This is a genomic window from Anaerostipes sp. (genome assembly GCF_018381315.1).
Classification (GTDB): domain Bacteria; phylum Bacillota; class Clostridia; order Lachnospirales; family Lachnospiraceae; genus Anaerostipes.
In genome coordinates this window covers 1-23,973 of sequence record NZ_JAGZSD010000023.1, presented here as the reverse complement: position 1 = coordinate 23,973, position 23,973 = coordinate 1, and the positions used below count along the sequence as shown (strand labels likewise).

General features: G+C 43.5%; 28 protein-coding genes. 25 read left to right on the top strand and 3 right to left on the bottom strand.

Annotation, left to right across the window (positions count from 1 at the left end; genetic code table 11):
- Positions 1-10: 10 nt before the first annotated feature.
- The 3 genes from phnW (at position 11) to KH180_RS14610 (ending at position 2,809) form a co-directional block, all read left to right on the top strand.
- Complete coding sequence (phnW, locus tag KH180_RS14620) at positions 11-1,108, top strand: 2-aminoethylphosphonate--pyruvate transaminase (protein ID WP_290761579.1); 1,098 nt, start codon at positions 11-13, stop codon at positions 1,106-1,108.
- On the top strand, positions 1,105-1,890 hold the full coding sequence (gene phnX / locus KH180_RS14615) for a phosphonoacetaldehyde hydrolase (RefSeq protein WP_290761577.1): 786 nt from the start codon (positions 1,105-1,107) through the stop codon (positions 1,888-1,890). The genes phnW and phnX overlap by 4 nt, the downstream gene beginning before the upstream one ends.
- A gap of 133 nt (positions 1,891-2,023) precedes the next feature.
- Entirely contained in the window at positions 2,024-2,809 is a 786-nt protein-coding gene (locus KH180_RS14610) for a ZIP family metal transporter (protein WP_290761576.1), read from the top strand.
- 68 nt (positions 2,810-2,877) lie between these two features.
- Here KH180_RS14610 and KH180_RS14605 read toward each other — a convergent pair whose 3' ends face one another.
- On the bottom strand, positions 2,878-3,444 hold the full coding sequence (locus KH180_RS14605; RefSeq protein WP_290761575.1) for an HD domain-containing protein: 567 nt from the start codon (positions 3,442-3,444) through the stop codon (positions 2,878-2,880).
- Positions 3,445-3,657: 213 nt separating this feature from the next.
- On the opposite strand from KH180_RS14605, the gene KH180_RS14600 reads away from it, so the two are divergent.
- The 3 genes from KH180_RS14600 to KH180_RS14590 all read left to right on the top strand — a co-directional run bounded on the left by KH180_RS14600 (position 3,658) and on the right by KH180_RS14590 (position 7,451).
- Positions 3,658-4,767: a prephenate dehydrogenase gene (locus KH180_RS14600; protein WP_290761573.1), complete on the top strand. Its 1,110-nt coding sequence runs from the start codon at positions 3,658-3,660 to the stop codon at positions 4,765-4,767.
- 2 nt (positions 4,768-4,769) lie between these two features.
- A complete protein-coding gene (gene aroA / locus KH180_RS14595; protein WP_290761572.1) occupies positions 4,770-6,050 on the top strand; it encodes a 3-phosphoshikimate 1-carboxyvinyltransferase in 1,281 nt (426 codons plus the stop codon).
- Positions 6,051-6,149: 99 nt separating this feature from the next.
- Positions 6,150-7,451: a glycoside hydrolase family 10 protein gene (locus tag KH180_RS14590; protein WP_290761571.1), complete on the top strand. Its 1,302-nt coding sequence runs from the start codon at positions 6,150-6,152 to the stop codon at positions 7,449-7,451.
- Between the two features lie 220 nt (positions 7,452-7,671).
- Here the strand turns inward: KH180_RS14590 and KH180_RS14585 are convergent, their stop codons facing one another.
- Positions 7,672-8,442 (bottom strand): DeoR/GlpR family DNA-binding transcription regulator, encoded by a 771-nt coding sequence (locus KH180_RS14585; RefSeq protein ID WP_290761570.1) that lies wholly within the window; start codon positions 8,440-8,442, stop codon positions 7,672-7,674.
- Between the two features lie 240 nt (positions 8,443-8,682).
- On the opposite strand from KH180_RS14585, the gene KH180_RS14580 reads away from it, so the two are divergent.
- The 17 genes from KH180_RS14580 (at position 8,683) to KH180_RS14500 (ending at position 20,811) form a co-directional block, all read left to right on the top strand.
- The gene (locus KH180_RS14580; RefSeq protein WP_290761569.1) at positions 8,683-8,991 is read left to right on the top strand and encodes a PTS sugar transporter subunit IIB; all 309 of its coding nucleotides are present in this window, start codon (positions 8,683-8,685) and stop codon (positions 8,989-8,991) included.
- 24 nt (positions 8,992-9,015) lie between these two features.
- Positions 9,016-10,308: a PTS transporter subunit IIC gene (locus tag KH180_RS14575; protein WP_290761567.1), complete on the top strand. Its 1,293-nt coding sequence runs from the start codon at positions 9,016-9,018 to the stop codon at positions 10,306-10,308.
- 71 nt (positions 10,309-10,379) lie between these two features.
- On the top strand, positions 10,380-11,429 hold the full coding sequence (locus KH180_RS14570) for an alcohol dehydrogenase catalytic domain-containing protein (protein ID WP_290761565.1): 1,050 nt from the start codon (positions 10,380-10,382) through the stop codon (positions 11,427-11,429).
- Between the two features lie 15 nt (positions 11,430-11,444).
- Complete coding sequence (locus KH180_RS14565; RefSeq protein ID WP_290761563.1) at positions 11,445-12,107, top strand: class II aldolase/adducin family protein; 663 nt, start codon at positions 11,445-11,447, stop codon at positions 12,105-12,107.
- A 79-nt stretch (positions 12,108-12,186) separates the two neighbouring features.
- Entirely contained in the window at positions 12,187-12,630 is a 444-nt protein-coding gene (locus tag KH180_RS14560) for a PTS sugar transporter subunit IIA (protein ID WP_290761562.1), read from the top strand.
- Between the two features lie 13 nt (positions 12,631-12,643).
- Positions 12,644-13,798 (top strand): iron-containing alcohol dehydrogenase, encoded by a 1,155-nt coding sequence (locus KH180_RS14555; protein ID WP_290761561.1) that lies wholly within the window; start codon positions 12,644-12,646, stop codon positions 13,796-13,798.
- A 1-nt stretch (position 13,799) separates the two neighbouring features.
- Positions 13,800-14,840, top strand: coding sequence for a zinc-dependent alcohol dehydrogenase (locus KH180_RS14550; protein ID WP_290761560.1), 1,041 nt, complete (start codon positions 13,800-13,802; stop codon positions 14,838-14,840).
- An 80-nt stretch (positions 14,841-14,920) separates the two neighbouring features.
- The gene (locus KH180_RS14545) at positions 14,921-15,220 is read left to right on the top strand and encodes a PTS sugar transporter subunit IIB (RefSeq protein WP_290761557.1); all 300 of its coding nucleotides are present in this window, start codon (positions 14,921-14,923) and stop codon (positions 15,218-15,220) included.
- A gap of 145 nt (positions 15,221-15,365) precedes the next feature.
- Positions 15,366-15,692, top strand: a complete 327-nt coding sequence (locus KH180_RS14540) for a PadR family transcriptional regulator (RefSeq protein ID WP_290761555.1) — start codon at positions 15,366-15,368, stop codon at positions 15,690-15,692.
- On the top strand, positions 15,685-16,365 hold the full coding sequence (locus tag KH180_RS14535) for a DUF1700 domain-containing protein (RefSeq protein ID WP_290761553.1): 681 nt from the start codon (positions 15,685-15,687) through the stop codon (positions 16,363-16,365). Before KH180_RS14540 ends, KH180_RS14535 begins: the two co-directional genes overlap by 8 nt.
- Positions 16,362-17,123, top strand: coding sequence for a DUF4097 family beta strand repeat-containing protein (locus KH180_RS14530; RefSeq protein WP_290761551.1), 762 nt, complete (start codon positions 16,362-16,364; stop codon positions 17,121-17,123). Before KH180_RS14535 ends, KH180_RS14530 begins: the two co-directional genes overlap by 4 nt.
- Before the next feature lie 12 nt (positions 17,124-17,135).
- Entirely contained in the window at positions 17,136-17,324 is a 189-nt protein-coding gene (locus KH180_RS14525; protein WP_290761549.1) for a PspC domain-containing protein, read from the top strand.
- Between the two features lie 103 nt (positions 17,325-17,427).
- Complete coding sequence (putP, locus tag KH180_RS14520) at positions 17,428-18,945, top strand: sodium/proline symporter PutP (RefSeq protein WP_290761547.1); 1,518 nt, start codon at positions 17,428-17,430, stop codon at positions 18,943-18,945.
- A gap of 62 nt (positions 18,946-19,007) precedes the next feature.
- On the top strand, positions 19,008-19,523 hold the full coding sequence (locus KH180_RS14515; RefSeq protein ID WP_290761545.1) for a ferritin: 516 nt from the start codon (positions 19,008-19,010) through the stop codon (positions 19,521-19,523).
- Positions 19,524-19,678: 155 nt separating this feature from the next.
- A complete protein-coding gene (locus tag KH180_RS14510; protein WP_330624580.1) occupies positions 19,679-19,945 on the top strand; it encodes a spore coat associated protein CotJA in 267 nt (88 codons plus the stop codon).
- On the top strand, positions 19,942-20,202 hold the full coding sequence (locus tag KH180_RS14505) for a spore coat protein CotJB (RefSeq protein WP_290761543.1): 261 nt from the start codon (positions 19,942-19,944) through the stop codon (positions 20,200-20,202). Before KH180_RS14510 ends, KH180_RS14505 begins: the two co-directional genes overlap by 4 nt.
- Positions 20,203-20,205: 3 nt before the next feature.
- On the top strand, positions 20,206-20,811 hold the full coding sequence (locus KH180_RS14500) for a manganese catalase family protein (protein WP_290761541.1): 606 nt from the start codon (positions 20,206-20,208) through the stop codon (positions 20,809-20,811).
- A 51-nt stretch (positions 20,812-20,862) separates the two neighbouring features.
- On the opposite strand, the gene KH180_RS14495 is transcribed toward KH180_RS14500, so the two are convergent.
- The gene (locus KH180_RS14495) at positions 20,863-21,285 is read right to left on the bottom strand and encodes a metal-dependent transcriptional regulator (protein ID WP_290761540.1); all 423 of its coding nucleotides are present in this window, start codon (positions 21,283-21,285) and stop codon (positions 20,863-20,865) included.
- 112 nt (positions 21,286-21,397) lie between these two features.
- Between KH180_RS14495 and KH180_RS14490 the strand changes: the two genes are divergently transcribed.
- Together KH180_RS14490 and feoB are read left to right on the top strand one after the other, a co-directional pair.
- Positions 21,398-21,631, top strand: a complete 234-nt coding sequence (locus tag KH180_RS14490; protein ID WP_290761538.1) for a FeoA family protein — start codon at positions 21,398-21,400, stop codon at positions 21,629-21,631.
- Between the two features lie 19 nt (positions 21,632-21,650).
- Positions 21,651-23,798: a ferrous iron transport protein B gene (gene feoB / locus KH180_RS14485; protein WP_290761536.1), complete on the top strand. Its 2,148-nt coding sequence runs from the start codon at positions 21,651-21,653 to the stop codon at positions 23,796-23,798.
- Positions 23,799-23,973 lie beyond the last annotated feature (175 nt).

Below are 23,973 nucleotides of genomic sequence, written 5' to 3'. Positions count from 1 at the left end.
AAGGTATAAGATGAATCAGTACAAGCTATTAACTCCCGGACCGCTGACTACTTCGGATACAGTAAAAAAAGAAATGCTCTTTGACCACTGCACCTGGGATGACGATTACAAAAATATAACACAAAAAATCAGAAAGCAGCTGCTTTCCCTGGCCCATGTCTCAGAGGACGATTACACAGCCGTCCTCATGCAGGGCAGCGGGACCTTTGGCGTGGAATCTGTGATTACCAGTGTGATTGGTGAGGACGGCAAGCTTCTGATTATTGCCAACGGCGCTTATGGGGAACGGATGGAGAACATCGCGGCTCATGCTAAAATACCGTATAAAATCTACAGGGAAGATTACCGGACAATTCCTTCCGCGGCGGCGGTGGAAAAAATTCTGAGTGATGATCCGGAAATCAGCCACGTGGCTATGGTGCACAGTGAGACAACTTCAGGAATACTCAATGATATCGCTTCTGTATCTTCCGTTGTGAAAGGACATCATAAAACGTTTATTGTGGATGCTATGAGCAGTTTCGGAGGAGTGGACATCCAGGTTGGGAAACTGGGAATTGACTTTCTTATCAGCAGTGCAAATAAATGTATTCAGGGTGTGCCGGGCTTTTCTTTCATTATTGCTGACAAGAAAAAATTGATGAACAGCAAGGGTAAAGCAAGAAGTCTGTCCCTGGATCTTTATGAACAGTGGGAGACGATGCACAGGGACGGAAAGTGGAGATTTACATCTCCTACCCACACAGTTCTGGCATTTGCAAAAGCGCTGGAGGAACTTGAACAGGAGGGCGGAATTGAGAAGCGGGCAGAGCGTTATAAGGAAAACAACCGCATCCTGATTGAGAGATTCCGCGCCATGGGAATTGAACCTTACATAGACAGCACACATCAGGGTCCTGTTATCACTACATTTTTTTATCCGGAAGAAGCAGATTTTACGTTCAGCCAGATGTATCATTATATCAAAGAGCGGGGATATGCAATCTATCCGGGAAAAGTGACAGAAGCTGAAACTTTCCGGATCGGTACCATAGGAGAAATATATCCTGAGGATATTGAGAAACTTTCTGAGATCATGGAGCAATTTTTAAAGGAGAGACAAAAATGAGCAGAGGTATAGAGGCAGTTATATTTGACTGGGCAGGAACAACAGTTGATTACGGATGCTTTGCTCCGGTGCAGGCATTTGCGGAGGTGTTTAAACATTTTGGTGTTGAGCCGACAATGGATGAAGTCAGAGAGCCAATGGGAATGCTGAAAATAGACCATATCCGAACTATGCTTTCCATGCCCCGGATTCATGGCTTGTGGGTGAAAGAACATGGGACCCGGCCCGGCGAGGATGATGTAAAACAGATGTATGATCTTTTTGAATCTAAGCTTATGGATATTTTAGATCAGTTTACAAAAATCAAACCATATGTTCTTGAAACTGTAAATATGCTCCGGGAAAAAGGGATTAAAATCGGTTCCACCACAGGATATACAGACGCAATGATGGAAGTTGTGGCAAAAGGTGCAAAAGAACAGGGATATGAGCCGGATGCATGGTTTTCACCGGATTCTGCCGGGGGAATCGGCCGTCCGTATCCGTATATGATTTTTAAGAATCTGGAAGCCTTGAAAGTTTCTTCTGTAAAAAACGTGGTAAAGATCGGAGATACAGTTTCTGACATCAAAGAAGCAAGGCACGCAGGTGTCATTTCTGTGGGTGTAGTAGAAGGAAGCTCTGAGATGGGAATGACGGAAGAAGAGTATGCAGAATTAACAGATTCACAGAAGGAAATGGCCTGCAGAAAAGTAAAGGAGACGTTCAAAAATGCCGGAGCCCATTATGTGATAAAAAATATGTCGGAACTGTCTGAACTTTTGAAAAAATTGACCCAATAAAGGACTTTATGTTTTCGGCAGGATTGCATATAATAAAAATATATGAAATAATAAGTCATATCTTAAGGTATGGCTTATTTTAATTATATAAATGAACATATGATGATACATTGATAAAGAAAGGAAAAGTTATATGGAAGCTTTGAAATGGGCGGCTGCCGGTACAGGCTTTACATTTTTGATGACAGCGCTGGGTGCCGCCACTGTATTTTTCCTGAAAAGCGATATTCATGCAAATATGCAGAGGATTTTTCTTGGGTTTGCCGCGGGAGTCATGATTGCGGCCTCTGTATGGTCACTGCTGATCCCGGCTATCGAGGAGGCAGAAGCCAACGGGCAGATTGGCTGGATTCCGGCTGCCGGAGGTTTCATGCTCGGAGGAGGCTTTTTGCTTTTGATGGACCGGCTTATGCCGCATCTGCATCTGGGAGAGAAGAATCCGGAAGGTCTTTCTTCTTCCTTTAAACGGACGACACTTCTTGTGCTGGCAGTGACTCTGCACAACATACCGGAAGGAATGGCTGTGGGTGTAGCCTTTGCTGTGGCAAGCGGACACGGCGGTGCGGGTTTCAGCGCTGCAGCTGCCTTGGCTTTAGGCATCGGGATTCAAAATTTTCCGGAAGGTGCAGCGATCTCGCTTCCGCTTAGAAGGGAAGGATTTTCAAGATTTAAGTCTTTTGTTTATGGGGCACTGTCAGGAATTGTAGAATTTATTTTTGGGGTCCTGGCCGTTCTTGCAGCGAAAGGACTTGGCATGTATATGCCGTGGCTTTTATCGTTCGCTGCGGGTGCTATGATCTATGTGGTAGTGGAAGAACTGATTCCGGAAGCCCATCTGGGAGAACATTCCCATACAGGAACCCTTGGTGTCATGGCAGGGTTTCTGATTATGATGATATTGGATGTGGCTTTAGGATAGCCGTATTTGATGGGGTATCTCTGCCGAGAACAACCCACCCTCCCAAATGCTGGGAGGGTGGGTTGTTTTTAATATACGGAAGGGTCTATATCCACAGTGTCTTTAAATACCTGGTCTACAAGACAGCAGTATTCATTATATTCATGAAAATCAGAGAATTCTTCAAAGCATTCGATCATACTTTTATAATACCATCCCTGCATGTTTTTATCTTTCATATTAAAACGCTGCCACAGCTCGTCCCCCAGAAGCTTATAGTCTCTGGCCAGAGAACGGACATTGGCAAGCTTGTCCCCAAGGGCTATGACCTTGGCAGGACGCTTGGCCCGGTGCTTTAGAAAGTCGATCGTATGGCTCTTTCTTTCGATCCAGGAACGGCTTTTATCTTCGCTTTCCATCAGAACATAATCCGCTACTTTGTCACCGAATTCTCTGCGGATGTCTTCACTGGACACATCTTTGCAGTCTTCGATCACATCGTGGAGAACCGCGGCGCACATCATCTCTTCATCCGGTGTAATACCGGCAACGATCGAGGCGACTTCCAGAGGATGGATCATAAACGGAATATTCGTTCCTTTTCGCTTCTGGCCGGAATGGGCATTCGCTGCAAAGATAATTGCTTTTTCAAACATGGGTTTCTCCTTTTTTGCGGACATTTTTACATACTTATCATAAATCATTTTTACTTCACGGTCAATGCAGGAATTTTCCGCTTTGTTACTTTAAAGTGACGATGTGTTGACTTTTGGGAGGCAGCACGGTAAAATAAAGCTTAATCGTGCAAAGCACGCCTGAACAAGGGCACAGAATGCGGAATATGAATCAACATAAGGAGAGCGATCTATATGTCAACAGAGACGAATTTTACAATCGGTTTTATCGGGCTTGGGCTCATCGGCGGTTCCATTGCCAAAAACATACGCCGGGTATTTCCCAATTATACAGTAATCGGATATGATACAGACAAAGAAGCCCTGGAAAATGCTGTGGAGGAGGGAGTTCTCGACAGAGCTGCTTCTGAGATCAAAAGTGATTTTGCCGAATGCAGCTATATATTTTTATGTGCACCGGTACAGCACAATCTTCAGTTTTTGGAACAGCTGAAGCCATATATTAAAGAAGGCTGTATTTTGACAGATGTGGGCAGCGTAAAAGGCGGGATACATGACAAAGTGAAGGAACTGAACATGGAGTCCTGTTTTATCGGGGGACATCCTATGGTTGGTTCAGAGAAAGCCGGATTTTCCTACAGCTCTGACCGCTTGATTGAAAATGCCTACTATTTTATCACGCCGACCGGAAAAGTCAGTGAAGAAAAGGTAAAAGAATTCACCGCATTTATTGAGGAATTAGGGGCCCTGACTATTTTGCTGGATGCAAAACGCCATGATGCTTTCACAGCGGCTATCAGCCATGTTCCGCATATTATGGCGGCTGAGCTTGTACATACAGTAAAGGATATGGATACCGAGGACGGGATACTAAAGCAGCTGGCAGCAGGGGGATTTAAGGATATTACGAGAATCGCATCATCATCTCCGGTTGTGTGGGAACAGATCAGTCTTTCAAACAAGGAAAATATTAAAGAGATTCTGCTGCAGATCAAGGACAGTATCACGGGAATGATCGATGCCCTGGACAGGAGTGACCGCAAATATTTGAACCAATATTTTAAAGAAGCGGGGGAATACAGGGAAACGGTGCCGGACAGTGCGGTGGGACTTATGGAGAAGTCCTATGAAATCTTTGTTGATATTCCGGATGAACCGGGAACTTTGTCTACAACAACAACCCTGCTGGCATTGAATAATATCAGTATTAAAAATATCGGTATTATCCATAACCGTGAATTTGAAGAGGGTGTCTTAAAGATCATGCTCTATGACGATGTCTCTGCGAAACGCGCCAGGGAGATACTGCAGGATAAAAATTACAGTGTATATGAAAGGAACTGACAATGAAACTGAAAAAAGTAAAAGGATTAAACGGCACCATATCAATACCGGGAGATAAATCCATCAGCCACAGAGCTGTCATGTTCGGCTCTCTGGCAAAGGGCACCACAAAAATCACAAATTTTCTCTCCGGGGCTGACTGTCTTGCAACGATAGACTGCTTCCGGGCAATGGGAGTTCAGATCGAACAGAACGGAACCAATGTTACAGTTCACGGCAACGGCCTCCATGGGCTGAAAAAACCGGAAAAGCAGCTGGATGTGGGAAACAGCGGGACAACAACCCGGCTGATCTCCGGTATTTTAAGCGGACAGGATTTTGAAGTTACTTTGTCAGGAGACGAGTCTTTAAATAAACGTCCGATGGGCCGGATTATGAAGCCTCTTGCCATGATGGGAGCAGATATCGAAAGTATCAGCGGAAACGGATGTGCGCCGCTCAGGATCAGCGGAAGACCCCTGAAAGCTGTTCATTATAATTCGCCGGTGGCATCAGCCCAGGTAAAATCTGCAGTGCTTTTGGCAGGACTTTATGCGGACGGAAAGACCAGTGTCACAGAACCTGCACTGTCCAGAAATCATACAGAGCTGATGCTTCAGTCCTTTGGGGTTGAGGTGACGTCGGAAGGAACAACGGCTGTGCTGACACCTCCGGAAGAGATGACGGCTGCGGATATTGCAGTTCCGGGAGATATTTCTTCCGCAGCGTTTTTTATCGCAGCAGGCCTTGTGACACCGGATTCCTGTATCACATTAAAGCAGGTCGGAATCAACCCTACAAGAAACGGGATCTTAAAAGTATGTGAAGCTATGGGGGCAGACCTTACATTATCCAATGTTAAGGATGATAACGGGGAGCCGACAGCAGATATTACGGTAAAGACAAGCAGACTGAAAGGAACTGAGATAGGAGGGGAACTGATTCCTGCATTGATCGATGAAATTCCTGTCATTGCTTTGATGGCGGCATTTGCAGAGGGAGAGACGGTGATCAGGGATGCAGCAGAGCTTAAGGTGAAGGAATCCAACCGGATTGACCTTACAGTAGACAATCTGGTCAAAATGGGCGTGGACGCAGAAGCTACAGAAGACGGGATGATCATCCGGGGTGGAAACCCTCTGAAAGGAGCCTCTGTATACTGTAAGTATGACCACAGGATTGCTATGACATTTTCCATAGCAGGAATCAATGCTGACGGCGTGACCGTGATCGAGGATGCAGAGTGTGTTGATGTGTCATATCCTACTTTTTATGAACAGCTGAACATGCTGTCCGAGCAATAAGATTCTTTCATTGACAAGCTGGAAAATTCTTCATACAATGGAGATGACAGTACAGCAAAGATGAGAAAAGCATATATGGGAAGGGAAGGATCACAGAGCATGAAAGAGACAAAAGTTAGACTTCTGCGCCTGACAGCGTGGCTGATTGCCAGTGCCATGTTTGTCAGCCTGAGCAGTGAGGCAGTTGTGCGTGCCGCACAGAGAAGAAACCAGATATCAAAGGTGCAGCCGAAAACTGCTGTGACCGAGACAGAAAAACAGGCAAAGAAGAGCAATATATCAGAGGAATACAAGGCATTCTGGTTTTCTTTTTATGATTACGATGAGTATCGTGACGCTTATAAAAAGAACAATGCCGCAAACTTTAAGAAGTATTTTACAAAAGTCATCAACAAAGGGAAAAGTCTGGGTATGAACCGTGTCATCGTGCAGGTGAGGCCGTTCGGCGATGCCATCTATAAGTCCAAGTATTTCCCTTGGTCCAAATATATTTCAGGAAAACAGGGCAGGAGCCCTGGATATGATCCGTTAAAGATTATGGTGTCTGTGGCGCACTCCAAAGGAATGGCCATCGAAGCGTGGGTCAATCCTTATCGGGTGACAAAGGGAAGCACCAATTATAAAAAGCTTTCTAAAAATAATCCGGCCAGAAAGTGGCACAACAAAAAATCCACACGGCGAAATGTTTTATCTTACGGAGGAAGCCTTTATTACAATCCGTCAAAAAAAGCAGTCCAGAACCTGATTGTCAACGGTGCAAAAGAAATCGTGCAGAAGTATGATGTAGACGGTATCCATATGGATGATTATTTTTATCCAAGCTTTACAAAAAAGAATGTAAAGAAAGCGTTTGATGCGAAAGAGTACAATAAGTCTTCCTACAAAAAGAAGAAAAAAAGCATCTACACTTACCGAAGGGCACAGGTTAATAACCTGGTCAAAAGGATGAAAAAGACGATTAAAAAGGTGGATCCGAATGTGACCTACGGCATCAGTCCGGCGGGGAATATTGACAATCTCACAAGCAAGTATTCATATTATGTGGATATTTATAAGTGGCTGAATTCCACAGCCTACGTGGACTATATTTGTCCGCAGGTGTACTGGGGATTTAAGCATCCGACCGCAGCCTTTGACAAGGTGACGAGACGCTGGGTAAAGGCGGCAAAGAAAAAGAAAGTAAAACTGTACATAGGAATCGGTGTTTACCGTGCCGGACACAACGTAGGACAGAACCGTGCCGAGCGGAAGGAATGGAAGAGTGACACCAAAGTGCTGAAAAAGCAGGTGCAGTATGGAAGAAAATATAAAGTAGACGGCTTCGCATTTTTTGATTACCAGGATCTGAAAAGCAAGGCCAGCAAAAAAGCAGTAAATCAGTTGAAAACAGTTTTAAAGTAAATCAAATTTTTGAGCTTATTCAGAGTTTATTATTGAAACCTGAATAAGCTCTTTTTTTATTCCATAGGAAAGTTCTCCGTGCAGGATGCGCACAAATGCATAGAGAAATTATTTCCCTGTGGCAAATTGCATTTGGTGCGTAAAGTGAACAAGCCCCTCAAAGAATGAGGGGTTTGGGGAGATGAGGTGGGCATGCCCACTTTGTACTTCCATAAAACATTTATACATCGGCGATAAGAAGTTCTTTTGCATTATTCCGGATACTTTCGGCATCCTCAGATGAGATTTTGGAATCTGTAATCAGCAAATCTATATCACGGATAGAATTTCCCTGAAAAGCTTTATGAAGGCCGATTTTTGATGAGTCCAGTATGAGTACTTTATATCCTTCCATTTCACAAATGATTCTGATGGTACTCATCTGGATCTCATTTGCACACTGTATTTCATGATTATGGTGGTTATGAAGCCCCAGTGCGGAAAAGAAAATCTTTTCAGGATAGATTCTCTTCATATTCTCAAGAGTCAGATTTCCGGTTAATGAGTAGTTGGATGTCGATACTTCTCCTTCCAATGCATATATGTGCGTCACGTTGGAACGGGGTCCATAATGTATAATCGCCAGATTAGGGGTAAAGACAGTGATATTTTTTGCAGTGATCTCTTTATAGAGAAGAAAACAAGTGGAGCCTGTATCAAGATAAATTGTGTCATTGTCCTTAACCTGTTCTGCTGCAGACCGGACGATAGAAGCCTTTTCTTTTTCATTCACTTTTTCCCTGATGTTGAATTTAGTGATCCGGTCATCGGAAAGTGCCCGGGCACCGCCGTGGATTCTTTCAATCAGATGCTGTTCATCCAAATCAGCCAGATCCCGGATAATTGTGGATTTTGAAACATTAAATTCATTCATTAACTGGGGAATCGGTACATATTCATACGTTTTAATATAAGATAATAATTTATTTAACCGCTGTTCTTTTTTTGCCATAATTTTTCCTTTCTTTATAGTTCTATCATACTAAAATGACACAAAGATGTCAATATTATATTCAAAATGATATAAATAAATCAAAAAAATGAATATTTTTGAGAAAAAAGGTTGACAAATACGGAAAACAGGACTAAGATTGAATCAAAAGAATCAGTAAAACGACAAAAATAATTCATTAACTGGAGAAAATGGTTAAAAAATGAAACAATCATATCAAAAATATAAGGAGGTGAAGTTATGGCAAGAGAAATAAAAGCGATGGTGGCATGCGGAAGCGGTATTGCAACCTCAACAGTAGCGGCAAATGCAATTCTGGATATTTTTCAGGAACTTAAGATTGATGTGAAAATCACCAAAGGCACTGTTCCGGAAATATCAGAGAAAGCAGATGAAATGGATATTGTTTTTGTAACAAACTGCTACAGAGAAGAGATTTCGTGTCCGGTTGTAAATGTCACGGCGTTTTTGACAGGAATAAGAAAAGACAAAAAAATAGAAGAAATCAAGAATATTGTTACAAGTCTGAATGAAAAAATCAATGGATGACGAAAGGGTGTAAAGGAGGATTAAATGGAACTGATTAATACAGTTGTAAAATTTATTTCAGATGTTGGGGCTTCCGCAATGCTGCCGTTTGTAATTGCTGTGCTGGGCCTTTATTTCAGAATAGGAATAAAAAAAGCAATCAGAAACGGACTTATGGTGGGTATTGGCTTTCTTGGGATCAATACGGCTCTCGGAATACTTACAAGCGCAATGGGGAACATTTCGGGTTATTACCAGAATCTTGGAAGCGGGTTTACGGTTATTGACGGAGGATGGCCGGCACTCGGCGCCGCAGGATGGTCTACACCGTTTGCAGTACTGGTAATTCCGCTTGGTTTTATTTTGAACTTTATTTTGGTGAGAGTCCGGTTTACAAAAACTTTAAACGTAGATCTGTGGAATTACTGGCATTTTTTGATCACCGCATGTATGGTGTATTATCCGATGCGGCTGGGAGGTGCTTCCGTGATTGCGGCGGGGATTGCAGGGACAGCAGTTGCGCTGGTCTGCTCAGTCATTGTTCTGAAGGTGGCAGATGCAACAGCAGACAGCTGGCAGGATTATTTCGGACAGGAAGGGACTGCTGTCACAACACAGTTCGCTATGGTCACGGCATATCCGATTGCTAAAATGACCAATTGGGTCCTGGATAAGATTCCTGGAATCAAAGATACAAAATTTGATTTACATACGCTCAGTAAAAAGCTGGGGATTTTTGGAGATACGTCAGTCATGAGTTTCGTAATTGGGATTATCTTGTGTATTATTACGAAACAATCAGCGGCAAATACACTGACGATCAGCATCTCTATAGCGGCAGCGATTGTTCTCCTTCCCAAAATGGTATCCGTACTGCTGGAGGGACTGGGGCCTATCGGACAGGCAGCTTCAGAGTTTATGCAGAAGAAGCTTGGAAATGAATATGACATTAATATCGGAATGGACGTAGCATTAGGTCTCGGTGATTCTTGTGCCATTCAGACAGCTGTTATTATGATTCCGATTACAATAGCACTGGGCTTTATTGTTCCGGGAGTTAATTTCTTTCCAATCGGCCTGGTAGGGGGAATGGTTTATACAACAACAGTTTCTTCGTGGGCGTCCAAAGGAAATGTGCTGAAAACATTGATTTCGGCAATTATGGTTACAGTATATGAACTGATTGCGATGAGTTTTATGGCAGGCCTTACGACGCTTGTGGTAAAAGCGGCCGGAACTATGGATTTGTCCGGAGGGGCTCAGGTAGTCGGCACAGTCTGCGATACGGTTTATAACGTAATTATTGCGATTATTGCAAAAATTGCAGGGCTTATTTAGGTAGTATTTATTTATTGCATGCAGATAAATATTTATTTATATTCAATTCAATTTAAATTAGGAGGTAAGTTATGAGTGAGATTCCAGCAACAATGAAAGCAGCATTATGGTATGCACCGTTAGATGTAAGATTTGTAGAGGTTCCGGTTCCGGAAATTGATGATAAGGGAGTTCTGATTAAGACAAAGGTTACATTGACCTGCGGGACTGATGTTAAAACATATAAACGTGGTTATCCGGGTGAAAAACCAGGTGCTACATTCGGGCATGAAGTAGCGGGTGAAATTGTAAAAGTAGGAAAGAATGTAGAAGGTTTTCAAGTCGGTGACCGGGTGGTAACACACAATACGGCACCATGCGGAAGCTGCTATTACTGCAAGATCGGCAGGAATGACGGGGAATGTGAGTCCCTGGTGCGTATTAAGGGAGGCCATTCTCAGTATGTTGCTGTTCCGGACCAGATTGTCAGAACAAATCTGTTTCATATTCCGGATGAGGTTCCATATAAGGCAGCAGCACTGGTAGAGCCGTTTTCTTGTGCGGTTTATGGTGCGGACATGACTCCGGTACATTTTGGAGACTATGTAGTTGTTTTGGGGGCAGGCCCGATCGGACTTATGATCGCAATGCTTATGAAGAAAAAAGGGGCAAAGGTAATTCACGCAGATTACAGTGAAGACCGTTTGGAAGTCAGCAAATCACTGGGAACAGATATTATATTTAATCTGACGGATGTGGAGGACCCGGTAAAGGAGATCCGTGCATTAACTCCGGAGGGAAGGGGTGCAGATTCTGCCATTGATGCTTCCGGACAGCCGGCTGCATGGGAAAATGCGATAAATATTGTGCGCAAAGCGGGATTTGTCAATCTGTTCGGAGGATGTAAAGCAGGCACCACGATTACGGTTGATACACACAGAATCCACTATGACGGTATTACCATGACAGGATTCTATCACACAACTCCAAGACATGTGCAGATGGCAGCAGATATGATTATTAACGGAGAAATACCTGTCGATACATTTGTCACAAATGAATATCCATGGGAGCAGCTTATTGAGGCTGTTGAGGCTCATGGAAGACAGGAAGGAATTAAAAATGCGGTCAACTGGGATTGATTTGGAGGTTAAAAAATGTCGGAAGCATTAGAAAAAGCAAAATCAGAGGTTGTGCGTGCCTGTAAGATTATTTCCGGAAATGGATATGTCCTTGGAACGGCAGGAAATGTATCTTCCATTGTAGAAGGAGAGAATCTGTTTGTTATTACACCGTCCAGTTATCCGTATAATATCATGGAAGAAAAGGATTTGGTTGTGGCAGATCTGGACGGAAATATTGTAGAAGGAGATAAAAAGCCGTCGATTGAGTTTACAATGCATCGCGGAATATATCTGGAAAGAAAAGATGTAAAAGCGATTGTACATTCCCATTCTCCATACGCAACAGCAGCAGCCAGTATTGAGGGAATTGACAGGATTCCGGCTGTTGATATTGAGGCAGCTTTTGGACTCGGCGGAGATATGGACATTGCCGGATTTGCTCCTCCGGGGAGTCCGGAACTTGCAAAGTTTGCGAGGGAGACCATCGGGCAAAAAGGCGGTGTGTTGTTGTCAAACCACGGAGCCATCGGTGTGGGCAAAAATATGGATGACGCATTGCTGGCCAGTGATAATATTGAAAGAAACTGTAAATTGTTTTTAAATATAGGGACGCGGGGCAATGTAAAATCTATGCCGGAAGAATTTATGGAGTTTTCCTCCTCCATTTTTAAGGAGGTCAGCGGCATTACAGAGTAGAAAGACAGGATGGGCCGGACTTTGGATATAAAGTCCGGCCCTTGTCAATTTCACGAAGAACAGAGAGTGAGGAACAAGCATGATAAAAAAGGTTTATGTAATAGAAGGAGATGCAGAAAATCAAGAACAGGCGCTGATGCTTACTTTTCAAAAATTATATAAGGAGGGCTGTGTAAAAGAAACTTTTTATGAAGGATGTGTACAAAGAGAAAAGAAATTTCCTACAGGATTAGACACTCTGATTCCGGTAGCGATTCCTCATACAGATGCTGTCCATGTAAAATCTCCGGCGGTGTGTGTATTAAGGCTCAGAAAACCAGTGGCATTTTCTTTAATGGAAGATGACTCCAGGCAGACGGAAGCAGAGTTTGTATTTAATATGGCATTGGAGTCGGACGGGGATCAGCTTGGGATGCTGAATAAAATTATAGGCACCGTTCAGAATGAAATGCTTCTTAAAACTGCAAAGACGATGGCTTGTGATGAGTTGGAAGCTTTGTTTCAAGAAGAATGGATGGATTAGGAAAGGAGATACGATGGACAATTTTACATTTTACAGCCCTACAAGGTTCTGCTTTGGGAAAAACTCAGAAAACGAACTGGGAAAACTTCTCAAAAGGATTCAGTCTAAAAAAGTAATGATTTTTCATATGAGCGGTCCTGAATTAAAATCAGGAATTCTTGACAGGGTAAAGGAAATATTAAAGAAAGAAGGAATTGACTATGTAGAAATGGGAGGAGTAAAGGCCAATCCAAGACTGGATTATGCTTTGGAATGCATTGAAACTGCAAAAGCTCAAAAGGTGGATTCTGTCCTTGCCATCGGCGGAGGGAGCTGTATTGACACAGCGAAGGCAACGGCAGCGGGAGTATTGTGTGAGGATGATTTTTGGGCACATTTCCAAAACAATATCCCGTTTGACAGGGCACTTCCGATTGGAGCTATCGTTACAATTGCGGCGTCCGGAAGTGAGGGATCGGAGGCATGTCTGCTGAAGGATGAGGCAAACAACATAAAAGTCGGACTGCACAGTGAAGTGTTTCGTCCTGCATATGCGATTGAAAATCCAGAACTTACCTTTAGCCTTCCCAAATACCAGACGGCATGCGGAATTACCGACATTATGATGCATGTGATCGAACGTTATTTTACAAATACAAAGGGGACAGAGCTGACGGATCAGCTGAGTGAGGGTGTTCTGCGCACCATGATAAAGTATGGGCCGATTGTTATGAAAGAACCGGATGATTATGAGGCAAGAGCGCAAATCATGTGGGCAGGCGTGATTGCCCATAACGACATTTGCGGAGTGGGCCGTGAAATTGATCTGGCCAGCCACATGATACAGGATGTAATCGGGGGACTGTATGATTCTGCCCATGGGGCAGGGCTTGCAACCATTTGTCCGGCATGGATGAAATATGTATACCAGCATGACATTCCAAGATTTGTGCGCTATGCGGAGGAAGTATGGAATGTAAAAAACGATCCCTTTGACCAGGAGTCGACAGCGCTGGAGGGAATCAGGAGAACAAAAATGTTCTTTCAGTCATTAGGTATGCCTGTGACTTTGGATGAACTTGGTGTTGAAGAAAAAGATATGGATTTTCTGTGCAAGGGACGCTGTGTGGGACATTTTGTGACACTCTGTGAACAGGATATCCGGGAAATTTACAGGCTGGCAAAGTGATATGAGAGGAATAAAGAGAATCAGCGGCAGACCAGAAGATATGGTACTTATGGATCTCCCTGAACCACAGATTCCAAGGGATGACTGGATTAAGATAAAGGTGGCCTATGCAGGGATCTGCGGATCTGATATTAAAATGTTCAGAAGGGATTGTTCAGGCCTGGACAGCAAACTGAAACCTCCGGTGATCCCGGGACATGAATCAAGCGGAATTGTTTGGGAAAAGGGAAGTGCTGTCACAAATATTGAGGTTGGAGACCGGGTTATTTACCATACAATGGTAGATAACTGCGGAACCTGTGAATATTGTCTGACGGGCAACTGGGGGCTGTGCAGTTCAAGAAAAGGTATTGGATCCGATCTGAACGGAGCATTTGCAGAATATTTGGTATGCCCTGCGAAAAATGCCATCAGGATTCCAGAGGAAGTATCTTTGAGAACGGCGGCGCTGACAGAGCCTTTGGCATGTTCTGTGAGAATCGTAGAAGAAATAGGAGAAATCAGAAGAGGAGAGAAGGCAGTTATCTTTGGGCCGGGGCCGATCGGGGCATGCTGTGCAGTACTGGCCAAAGCTAACGGAGCGGTTCCTGTGGTAGTTGGGACAAGGCATTCCCGGCACAGGATGAATGTTTTGAAAGAAAACGGAATTCAATGTTTTATCAATGATGAGAACTTATTAGAAAATATAGATAACTTTTTTGGCGGACCAGCGGACCTGGCGGTTGATGCAGTTGGAAATGAAAAAGTCTTTCTTAAGGCACTTGATATAGTAAAAAAACTGGGGAGGGTCATTGCCGGAGCGGTTGATGAATCAGGAAAAGGCTATGCAGTTCCTATGGATGAGGTTTTCCGAAGACAAATAAAAATCCTTCCTTCATGCTCATCTGCCCCAAAGGACTGGCACAAAGCCTTAACATTGCTGTGGGAGTATCATGATGAATTTGAGAGCTTTATCAGTGCACAATACCCTCTGGAAGAATGGAAAGAAGCATTTCAGAAGGCCGAAAGCAGAGAAGGTTTTAAGATTATGCTGAAACCATAAACAGTTTCTCCGGCTTTATGTTCGGCTGCAGTTATAGTATAATAAAATATATATACTGTAGTCACATAGGAGGGAGAGCTATGAACAGACCGGTCAAAGTTATAGTAGCATGCGGCAGCGGAATTGCAACTTCTACAGTTGCGGCAAATAATATTCAGGAAATTTTTGATGAACTGGGAGTGAGTGTACAGATTACAAAATGTTCCATGTCAGAACTTTCGTCATATTCTGACGGTATGGATATCATTTTTGTGACAAATAATTACCGGGATGAAATGCATTGTCCCGTTATCAATGTCACTTCTTTTATAACAGGAATTCAGAAAGATAAAACAGTGAATAAAATAAAAGACACAATATTAACCATCCAAAAAAACTAAATACCGGAACAATTCAGAAATGGAGCTGCTGCATGGAGTGTGTGAACGGAAATGCAGATCAGCTCCTTTTTGATTGACATATTATAAAAATGAGTATATTATATATCATATAGTATTGAAAAATTTATAATATGGGAGCGTGTCTATGGTATTTAATACAGGAGCTGCTTTGCTGGACGCCATTGTTCTGGCAGTAGTCTCAAAAGAAGAAGAAGGATCCTATGGGTATAAGATTACCCAGGATGTAAGAAAAGTCCTGGATGTATCAGAGTCTACTTTGTATCCCGTGTTGCGCAGACTCAGAAAAGAAGGCTGTCTTGAGGTGTATGACAGACAGTGTGACGGGAGAAACCGCAGGTACTATAAAGTGACCAGCCAGGGTATGATTCAGCTGAATTTATATAAGTCAGAGTGGAAATCGTACTCATTTAAGATTACGAAAATATTTGAAGGAGGGGCAGTCCATGACTAGAGAGGAATTTTTGGACCGACTGGCATATTTGCTTCAGGACATTTCGCCGGAAGAACGGGACGATGCAATTGGATATTATGCGGATTATTTTGAGGAGGCAGGACCGGAAAGGGAACAGCAGGTGATCGAAGAACTGGGAAGCCCGGAAAAGGTAGCCGTGATGATCCGTGATTCTTTGAAAGGAACAACAGGGGAGCACGAATATACAGAACAGGGATATCACAATCAAAGATACGATGAAAACACAAAAATGCCGGAAAAAGCAAAAGAGAGATCAGGTTTTCATTTTAAAGGAAACCGGGACCGGAATCTTGTCCTGATTATTATGCTGATTATCGGTGCAGTTGTACTGGGACTTCCGATGATCGGAGTTGTAGGAGGAACCGCTGTCGGTATTTTCGGAGTGTTTTTCGGAATCGTTTCTGCGGTGGCGGGTGTAAGTGTAGGCCTTTTAGCGGGAGGTTTCGGTATGTTTGCGGCCGGAATTGTTAAAATGTTTACTCATCTTCCTGCGGGGCTTATGATGAGCGGAGGCGGTTTGATCATGATGGCAGTAGGTCTTCTGTTCTGCATACTGTTCGTATGGATTTTAGTGAAAGTGATCCCGCCGTGTATCAGGGGAATTGTAAACCTGTTTCAGCGTATATTTCATAAAGGGGGAGAAAAGATATGAAGAAATTTTATAAGATCTGTCTCATCCTATGTCTGATCTTTACTGTTGCAGGAACAGGATGCATAATCGCAGCGGCAGCAATGGGGTTTTCCTTCACAGATACTTATTATTATGTCAGAGACAGAGTAAACGGATACACAAACCGGGATGAAAATTCAACTGCAGAGACACTACAATTTCCGAAAGACAAAGTAAAGCATCTGAAAATATCCGTCGGAAGCAGGGACCTTTCGGTTGTCAGAGGTGAAGGAAGCCAGATTGTTCTCAAAACCAAAGGAAAGCGGAAGCTCTTTCAGTCTCAGTGGAATGAGAGTATGAATGAACTGGTCATAGAATCAAGATCCACAGTTTCGCGAAATTTTTTCTTTGACTATGGATACGAGGGAGCAGTTTTAAGCATACCTAAGGATGTGAACCTGGACACCTTCCGGCTGGACGTGGGAAGCGGAGATTTCGTCTCTCAGGAACTGGCGGCCAAAAGCATGAAGGTTCAGTGCGGAAGCGGAGATATCAATTTAAGCGGCATTCAGTCCAATGTGATCGATATTTCATGCGGAAGCGGAGACATCGAAGCAGATGTATGGGACAGCAGGGAAAATTACAGATATGATATTACTGTGGGAAGCGGAGATGTGACACTTGACGGCCATGAACTGGAACACGATAACAAAAAGGGGGCCTGGGGCAGCGGAAACAAGTCGATTGATGTGGACTGCGGAAGCGGAAACATCGACATAAACTTTTTAAACAATATATAAGGAGGAGTTTTTATGAGCAGTAAACGGTTATATAAGTCCAGAGAGGATAAAATGATCTGCGGGGTCTGCGGAGGTATTGCAGAATATTTTGACGTGGATCCTACCTTGGTCCGTCTGGGAGCTGTTCTGTTAGGATGTTCAGGAACCGGGATAGTGGCCTATATTGTGGCGGCAGTCATTATGCCGGAAAAAAGGTACTGAAAATAGTAATTGCGCGGGTTGTCAGACCTGTGATATAATATTATCCGAAAAAGACCAAGTCAAAAGGCTTGGTCTTATATTTTGACAAAGAGGAGAAAATCATATGAAAACACCAATTTTAATCGCCATGATCGCCTACATGGCAATGGTAGTCTACATCGGAGTGATTTACAGCAAAAAGAATAAGACATCCGAGGATTACTTCCTTGGAGGGAGAGGACTGGGGCCCTGGGTAACTGCCATGAGCGCTGAGGCATCTGACATGAGCAGCTGGCTTTTGATGGGACTTCCGGGGCTTGCTTATGCGTCCGGTTTCAGCCAGGCCGGATGGACAGCCATCGGTCTGATCCTGGGGACTTATTTAAACTGGAAGATCGTTGCAAAACGTCTCCGCCGGTACACGGAGGTTTCCAATAACTCTATCACAGTACCGGACTTTTTCAGCAACCGTTTTAAAGATGATAAGAACATTTTAATGCTCATTTCATCTGTCATGATCCTGATATGCTTTACTGTATATACAGCATCAGGATTTGCAGCCTGCGGAACTTTGTTTAATTCAGTTTTTGGACTTAACTACCAGGCAAGTATGATCGCCTGTGCCGCAGTTATAGTTATCTACACATCCATCGGAGGGTTTCTTGCAGCCAGTACAACAGATTTGATCCAGGGGCTTTTGATGTCCTTTGCTATCGTGACCGTGCTGATCGTGGGAGTTGCTGCTGTGGGAGGCATCGGAAATATTGTGGAACACGGGCAGACCATGGAAGGATTTTTTGATGTCATGAAATATCATGATCCGGTCACCGGACATGCTGTGTCCCAGGGGGTTATCCCGATTTTGTCAGGACTTGCATGGGGACTCGGATATTTTGGAGTTCCTCATATTCTTGTACGTTTTATGGCGATTAAGAATATAAATGAAATTAAAAAGTCCAGAAGAATTGCTATGATATGGGTACTGATCTCACTGACAGTCGCAGTCTGCATCGGATTTACGGGAGCAGCACTTTACCCGAATGTACAGGAGCTTGCGGGAAGCGGAAACCAGAGAATTTTTATCTATATGACCATGCATTTATTTAAAGGGATCATTCCTTTGCTTTTTGCAGGAATTATCCTGTCAGGAATTCTGGCCGCGACTATGAGTACATCGGACTCCCAGCTTCTGATCGCTTCCTCCTGTGTGGCGAAGAATATGTACCAGGGATTCTTTAAAAGAAAAGCATCTGAAAAAAAGATTCTCATTATTTCCAGAGTTACAACCGTTGTCATCGCAGTGATCGGAGTGATTGTGGCATTGGACGAAAACAGTTCTGTATTCAAGCTGGTGGAAAATGCATGGGCAGGCTTCGGAGGAGCTTTTGGTCCGCTGATTATTTTTTCTCTTTTCTGGAAACGGACCAATTTAAAAGGTGCAGTTGCAGGCATGGTCAGCGGCGGCGTGATTGCATTGGCATGGCCTTACACGCTGGCTAAACTGGGCGGGATTTTTGAAATCTATTGTCTCCTCCCTGCATTTATCGTATCTTCCTTACTGATTATCGTAGTCAGCCTTTTGACAGAAGAGCCGACCAAAGAGATGAAGGAAGAATTTGAGGAAGCGAGAAAGCCGCTTTAAAATTTTACATATTTGCGTTATGATAATAAAGAACAGTTTTTACCAAAGAAAGGGGAAGTCATATGTTAAATGAAAAAGTAGCAGAATTAATGAATGACCAGATTAATAAGGAGTTTTATTCTTCCTATCTATATTTGGATATGTCCAATTTTTATGTGGAGAAAAATTTAGACGGGTTTGCCAACTGGTTTAAGATCCAGGCACAGGAAGAAAGAGATCATGCCATCTTATTTATGGAATATCTCCAGGCAAACAACAGTAAGGTGACATTCAGTGCTGTAGCACAGCCGGACAAAGTATATGAACAGCCGGTGGATCCTCTGAAGGCAGCTCTGGAACATGAGCAGTATGTTACATCACTGATTAACAATATCTATGACGCAGCATATCAGTGCAAGGATTTCAGGAGTATGCAGTTCCTGGATTGGTTTGTAAAGGAACAGATGGAAGAAGAGAACAATACGGACTCTCTCGTCCAGAAGTATGAAATGTTCGGAACCGATCCGAAGGGATTATATATGCTGGATGCAGAGCTTCAGACAAGAGCTTACACGGCACCTTCACTGACTGTTTTATAAAATTTAATAAATTTTTCCGGGATTGCCTGTTTTTATAGGCAATCCTTTTTTTGGCGTTCATGACTTTGATCTCATAATATAATTAAGCCTGGCTCTGCACATTCTAACGATGTTCACATAAACTGATATTATCAGAATTGAAAGGAGATATTTCGTTGGAAAAATACAATCATCAAAGATGCTCTTGCGGACAGCCTGAACCTTATGAGATGGATCGTACCAGAGGATGCGGAGCAAACATGAGACAAAAAGATCATATCAGCCGCCGCCGCGATGGTGTCGACTCTATGCCGCTTGCTATGGCTTATGTACCCTGGCAGCATTGGGATCAAGTCTATTGTCCTGAAGAAGGATTAGCCTGCGGCACCATTTTCCCGGAACTAAATAAACCATTTTATGGGAAAGCGGGGTGCAGACGATGAATAAATATGACCAGCAAAAACTTTTAAGCTATATTGATGCAGTTAGTTTTGCATTGATCGACACAACATTGTATCTGGACACTCATCCGGATGATCAGGAAGCTATCAGTCATTTTAATCAATATCAGTGTGCAAGAAACAAGGCTGTTAAAGAGTATTCCCAATACTTTGAACCATTAACCATTGATTCTGCAGAGATCACTGACACATTTACCTGGGCTACGACCAAATGGCCTTGGCAGAAGGAGGGATGTTAGACTATGTGGAATTATGAGAAACGATTAGAATATAAAGTCAACATCAAAAAATGTGATCCTATGCTTGCCAAAGTCATTATTACCCAGTATGGCGGACCAAACGGTGAACTGGGTGCATCTATGAGATATCTGTCACAGAGGTTTGCAATGCCTTATAAAGAGGTATGCGGTGTTCTCACCGATGTCGGAACAGAAGAGCTTGCCCATCTTGAGATGGTATGTTCTATTGTCCATCAGCTCACCCGTGATCTTACACCGGAGCAGATACAGGCAGCAGGCTTTGATCAATACTATGTAGACCACACAACCGGAATCTGGCCTCAGGCAGCCAGTGGAGAACCGTTCAAAGCCGATTTCTTCCAGTCTGTAGGAGATCCGATCACTGACCTGAATGAAGACTTGGCTGCAGAGCAGAAAGCCAGAACAACTTATGATAACTTGCTGCGACTGATCAAAGACCCTGATGTCAGAGATCCGATCGCCTTTCTGAGACAGAGGGAAATTGTTCATTATCAGAGATTCGGCGAGGCTCTTCGGAGAGTTCAGGACCATCTTGATTCTAAAAACTTCTATGCATTTAACCCTGCATTTGACTGTAAGCCAAAATAAACCTAAACACTTCTTCATTATGAAAACGGCAGATTATATTCTGCCGTTTTTTTAATCTTCATATGTCTTTAAAAATTTTTCTAAATTATATAATGTTCTCTTATTGATAAAATGTTCTATTTTTTCTACTTGTTCCAGTTCATCTTCGCTTTGGTTGACCATGCACAAAAAACGGTTCAGGACATCGTGCCGGAATAAAAGATAATCCCCGGCCTGTTTTCCTTTATCTGTGAGACGGATATATCCATATTTTTCAGATAAAAGGTAGCCGCTGTCCTTGAGGTTTTTTACCATCTTTGAAGCAGAGGAAGGCTTGACATGAAGCATCTGTGCCAGCTGGCTGACCCGTACGACCTGTTCTGTCAGGAGCAGACGGCAGATCATTTCCAGATAATCTTCCATTGAGGCTGTCATACTGTCAGATTCTCCTTTTTGGTATCCTTTCAGTGTATAAAATCCTTCCTTATGTTCCATGGGCTCCATCCTTTTTATGAAATGTTGTAACGCTTTTCTTTGTCCCCCAATATAATAGCATTGAGAAATAAAGTTTCCCTATCCTAATTTCTATTAAGGAGTGAATAAATATATGAGTCAGAATTGCAGTTTAAACGAATTGAATCCGGGACAGAGTGCCGTGGTAGAAGAACTTAAGACCAGAGGAAGCATCCGGAGGAGGCTTCTGGATATCGGTTTAGTCAAGGACACAAAGGTAGAATGCGTCGGGAGAAGTCCGGCAGGGGATCCGGCCGCTTTTTTAATTCGCGGGGCAGTCATTGCCATACGTTCAGAAGACCTGAAAGATATTGTTGTAAGGATTTAAAGCAGAAGGGAGTATTACAATGGGACTTACCAGTCATTCGACAGGGATCAGCTCCGTAGATCAGGGGCTGGATGTGAGAAAACAGAACCCAAAGGATAAGATTGTTGCTGTAGCGGGAAATCCTAATGTAGGAAAGAGTACAGTCTTCAACAATCTGACTGGAATGAGGCAGCATACAGGGAACTGGCCCGGGAAAACGGTGGCAAATGCACAGGGCTACTGTCAAACAGAACGTAATTCTTATGTGATGATTGATATTCCGGGCACCTATTCTCTGCTGGCACATTCTGCAGAGGAAGAGGTGGCCAGAAATTTCATTTGTTTTGAGAAACCGGATGCGGTGATCGTTGTCTGTGATGCCTGCTGTCTGGAGAGAAATATGAATCTGGTTCTGCAGACTTTAGAGATCACAGACCGGGTTGTCGTATGCATCAATCTGATGGATGAAGCCAGAAAAAAGGGAATCTGCATTGATACTGCAAAGCTTTCTGATCTATTAGGTGTTCCTGTGGTAGCCTCAGCAGCCAGGAGCGGTGAAGGATTGGAAGACCTGATGAAAGCAGTTGATGATATAACAGAAGGGAAGTGGGAGAAAAAAGCTTTTAAAGTGAAGTATGAGACCCAGCTGGAAGAGGCGCTTAGAAGTCTTGAACCGGCTGCAGAAGTAAAAACTAAGGGAAAGCTTCCGGCCCGATGGACTTCACTGATGCTTCTGGAAGGAGATTCTGCCCTGCTTCAGGAATTGGAACAGTGTCTTCAGATAGACATCGGAGAAGATGAAGATGTCAAACAGGCAGTTGAAAAAGCAAAAGCACTTCTTTCAGAAAATGGGAAAGAATTTCTTGATGACAGGATTGTTTTCGGACTTGTAAAAACTGCTCAGAAAATATGTGCAGATACAGTGGTGTACCAGACAAAGGATTATTCAAAGGGGGACCGTAAACTGGATCATATATTAACAAGCAGAAAAACAGGATACCCTGTGATGATAGGGCTGCTGGCCGTAGTACTGTGGCTTACGATCATCGGAGCGAATTATCCGTCAGAGATGCTGTCGAAAGGATTGTTTTGGCTGGAAGACCGTCTCGTAGAGTTTTCCCGGTCAGCAGGGATGCCTCCGTGGCTGTATAGTATGCTTTTTTCAGGAGTCTACCGGGTTTTGGCATGGGTTGTATCTGTGATGCTGCCTCCGATGGCAATATTTTTTCCGTTGTTTACACTTTTGGAGGATGCAGGCTATCTTCCCAGGGTAGCATATAATTTAGACCGCCAATTTAAACGGTGCTGTACATGCGGAAAACAGGCGCTGACTATGTGTATGGGATTCGGATGCAATGCCGCAGGCATTGTCGGATGCCGGATTATTGATTCGCCGAGAGAAAGGCTCATTGCCATTCTTACAAATTCTTTTGTGCCGTGCAATGGCAGATTTCCGACTTTAATTCTTCTGATCAGCCTGTTTTTTGTAGGAACAAAGGAAGGAATTGGAGCCTCTGTTGGGTCGGCAGTGCTGCTGACACTGATGATACTGTTAGGAATTGCCGTGACGCTGGCCGTATCAGGAATTCTGTCAAAAACTATGCTCAAGGGGTTTCCTGCCTCTTTTACTTTGGAGCTGCCGCCGTTCAGAAAACCGCAGATCGGAAAGGTCATAGTCAGATCTATTTTTGACAGAACACTGTTTGTGCTGGCACGGGCGGCGGCAGTGGCAGCACCGGCAGGACTGCTGATCTGGATTATGGCAAACGTCTCAATAGGAGAAACGACCCTGCTTGGCGGATTTACTTCACTGCTGGACCCGTTTGGCAGGATAATCGGTTTGGACGGCGTAATTCTGGCAGCCTTCATTCTTGGGTTTCCGGCCAATGAAATTGTTGTTCCGGTAATGATTATGGCGTATCTGTCCCAGGGAATGATCACAGAAACCGGAAGTTTGGAGACCATTCGGCAGCTTTTACTACATAATGGATGGACGCAGACAACGGCGTTGTGTATGATGCTGTTTTCATTGATGCACTGGCCATGTTCCACGACACTCCTGACAATTAAAAAGGAAACAGGAAGTCTTAAGTGGACTTTTGCAGCTTTTCTCATTCCCACAGCAGCAGGCTGTCTGTTTTGTTTTTTAACAAAGCAGGTTATGCAGATGATTTGTTATTTTTTATAAATGAAATGAGGTGAATAAAACCAGGCCTGAATCTCAGACCTGGTTTTGTTTTTTTATTTCATAGGAAAGTGCGTCCTATGAAATAAAAAACGCTCCGCGAGGATCGCACTGCGGCGATAAGGAATCATGTCGCCAAAGCGACCCGCCGCAGGCGGAGAATCCCGCAAGCGGGATT

Coding starts and splice junctions, on each gene's coding strand:
- KH180_RS14505 (WP_290761543.1), top strand. CDS start 19,942: ATGAATAAATATGACCAGCAAAAACTTTTAAGCTATATTGATGCAGTT.
- KH180_RS14545 (WP_290761557.1), top strand. CDS start 14,921: ATGAACAGACCGGTCAAAGTTATAGTAGCATGCGGCAGCGGAATTGCA.
- KH180_RS14590 (WP_290761571.1), top strand. CDS start 6,150: ATGAAAGAGACAAAAGTTAGACTTCTGCGCCTGACAGCGTGGCTGATT.
- KH180_RS14490 (WP_290761538.1), top strand. CDS start 21,398: ATGAGTCAGAATTGCAGTTTAAACGAATTGAATCCGGGACAGAGTGCC.
- KH180_RS14585 (WP_290761570.1), bottom strand. CDS start 8,442: ATGGCAAAAAAAGAACAGCGGTTAAATAAATTATTATCTTATATTAAA.
- KH180_RS14540 (WP_290761555.1), top strand. CDS start 15,366: ATGGTATTTAATACAGGAGCTGCTTTGCTGGACGCCATTGTTCTGGCA.
- KH180_RS14605 (WP_290761575.1), bottom strand. CDS start 3,444: ATGTTTGAAAAAGCAATTATCTTTGCAGCGAATGCCCATTCCGGCCAG.
- KH180_RS14495 (WP_290761540.1), bottom strand. CDS start 21,285: ATGGAACATAAGGAAGGATTTTATACACTGAAAGGATACCAAAAAGGA.
- KH180_RS14580 (WP_290761569.1), top strand. CDS start 8,683: ATGGCAAGAGAAATAAAAGCGATGGTGGCATGCGGAAGCGGTATTGCA.
- KH180_RS14575 (WP_290761567.1), top strand. CDS start 9,016: ATGGAACTGATTAATACAGTTGTAAAATTTATTTCAGATGTTGGGGCT.
- KH180_RS14560 (WP_290761562.1), top strand. CDS start 12,187: ATGATAAAAAAGGTTTATGTAATAGAAGGAGATGCAGAAAATCAAGAA.
- phnW (WP_290761579.1), top strand. CDS start 11: ATGAATCAGTACAAGCTATTAACTCCCGGACCGCTGACTACTTCGGAT.
- KH180_RS14530 (WP_290761551.1), top strand. CDS start 16,362: ATGAAGAAATTTTATAAGATCTGTCTCATCCTATGTCTGATCTTTACT.
- KH180_RS14565 (WP_290761563.1), top strand. CDS start 11,445: ATGTCGGAAGCATTAGAAAAAGCAAAATCAGAGGTTGTGCGTGCCTGT.
- aroA (WP_290761572.1), top strand. CDS start 4,770: ATGAAACTGAAAAAAGTAAAAGGATTAAACGGCACCATATCAATACCG.
- KH180_RS14610 (WP_290761576.1), top strand. CDS start 2,024: ATGGAAGCTTTGAAATGGGCGGCTGCCGGTACAGGCTTTACATTTTTG.
- KH180_RS14515 (WP_290761545.1), top strand. CDS start 19,008: ATGTTAAATGAAAAAGTAGCAGAATTAATGAATGACCAGATTAATAAG.
- KH180_RS14525 (WP_290761549.1), top strand. CDS start 17,136: ATGAGCAGTAAACGGTTATATAAGTCCAGAGAGGATAAAATGATCTGC.
- putP (WP_290761547.1), top strand. CDS start 17,428: ATGAAAACACCAATTTTAATCGCCATGATCGCCTACATGGCAATGGTA.
- feoB (WP_290761536.1), top strand. CDS start 21,651: ATGGGACTTACCAGTCATTCGACAGGGATCAGCTCCGTAGATCAGGGG.
- KH180_RS14570 (WP_290761565.1), top strand. CDS start 10,380: ATGAGTGAGATTCCAGCAACAATGAAAGCAGCATTATGGTATGCACCG.
- KH180_RS14555 (WP_290761561.1), top strand. CDS start 12,644: ATGGACAATTTTACATTTTACAGCCCTACAAGGTTCTGCTTTGGGAAA.
- KH180_RS14600 (WP_290761573.1), top strand. CDS start 3,658: ATGTCAACAGAGACGAATTTTACAATCGGTTTTATCGGGCTTGGGCTC.
- KH180_RS14535 (WP_290761553.1), top strand. CDS start 15,685: ATGACTAGAGAGGAATTTTTGGACCGACTGGCATATTTGCTTCAGGAC.
- phnX (WP_290761577.1), top strand. CDS start 1,105: ATGAGCAGAGGTATAGAGGCAGTTATATTTGACTGGGCAGGAACAACA.
- KH180_RS14500 (WP_290761541.1), top strand. CDS start 20,206: ATGTGGAATTATGAGAAACGATTAGAATATAAAGTCAACATCAAAAAA.
- KH180_RS14550 (WP_290761560.1), top strand. CDS start 13,800: ATGAGAGGAATAAAGAGAATCAGCGGCAGACCAGAAGATATGGTACTT.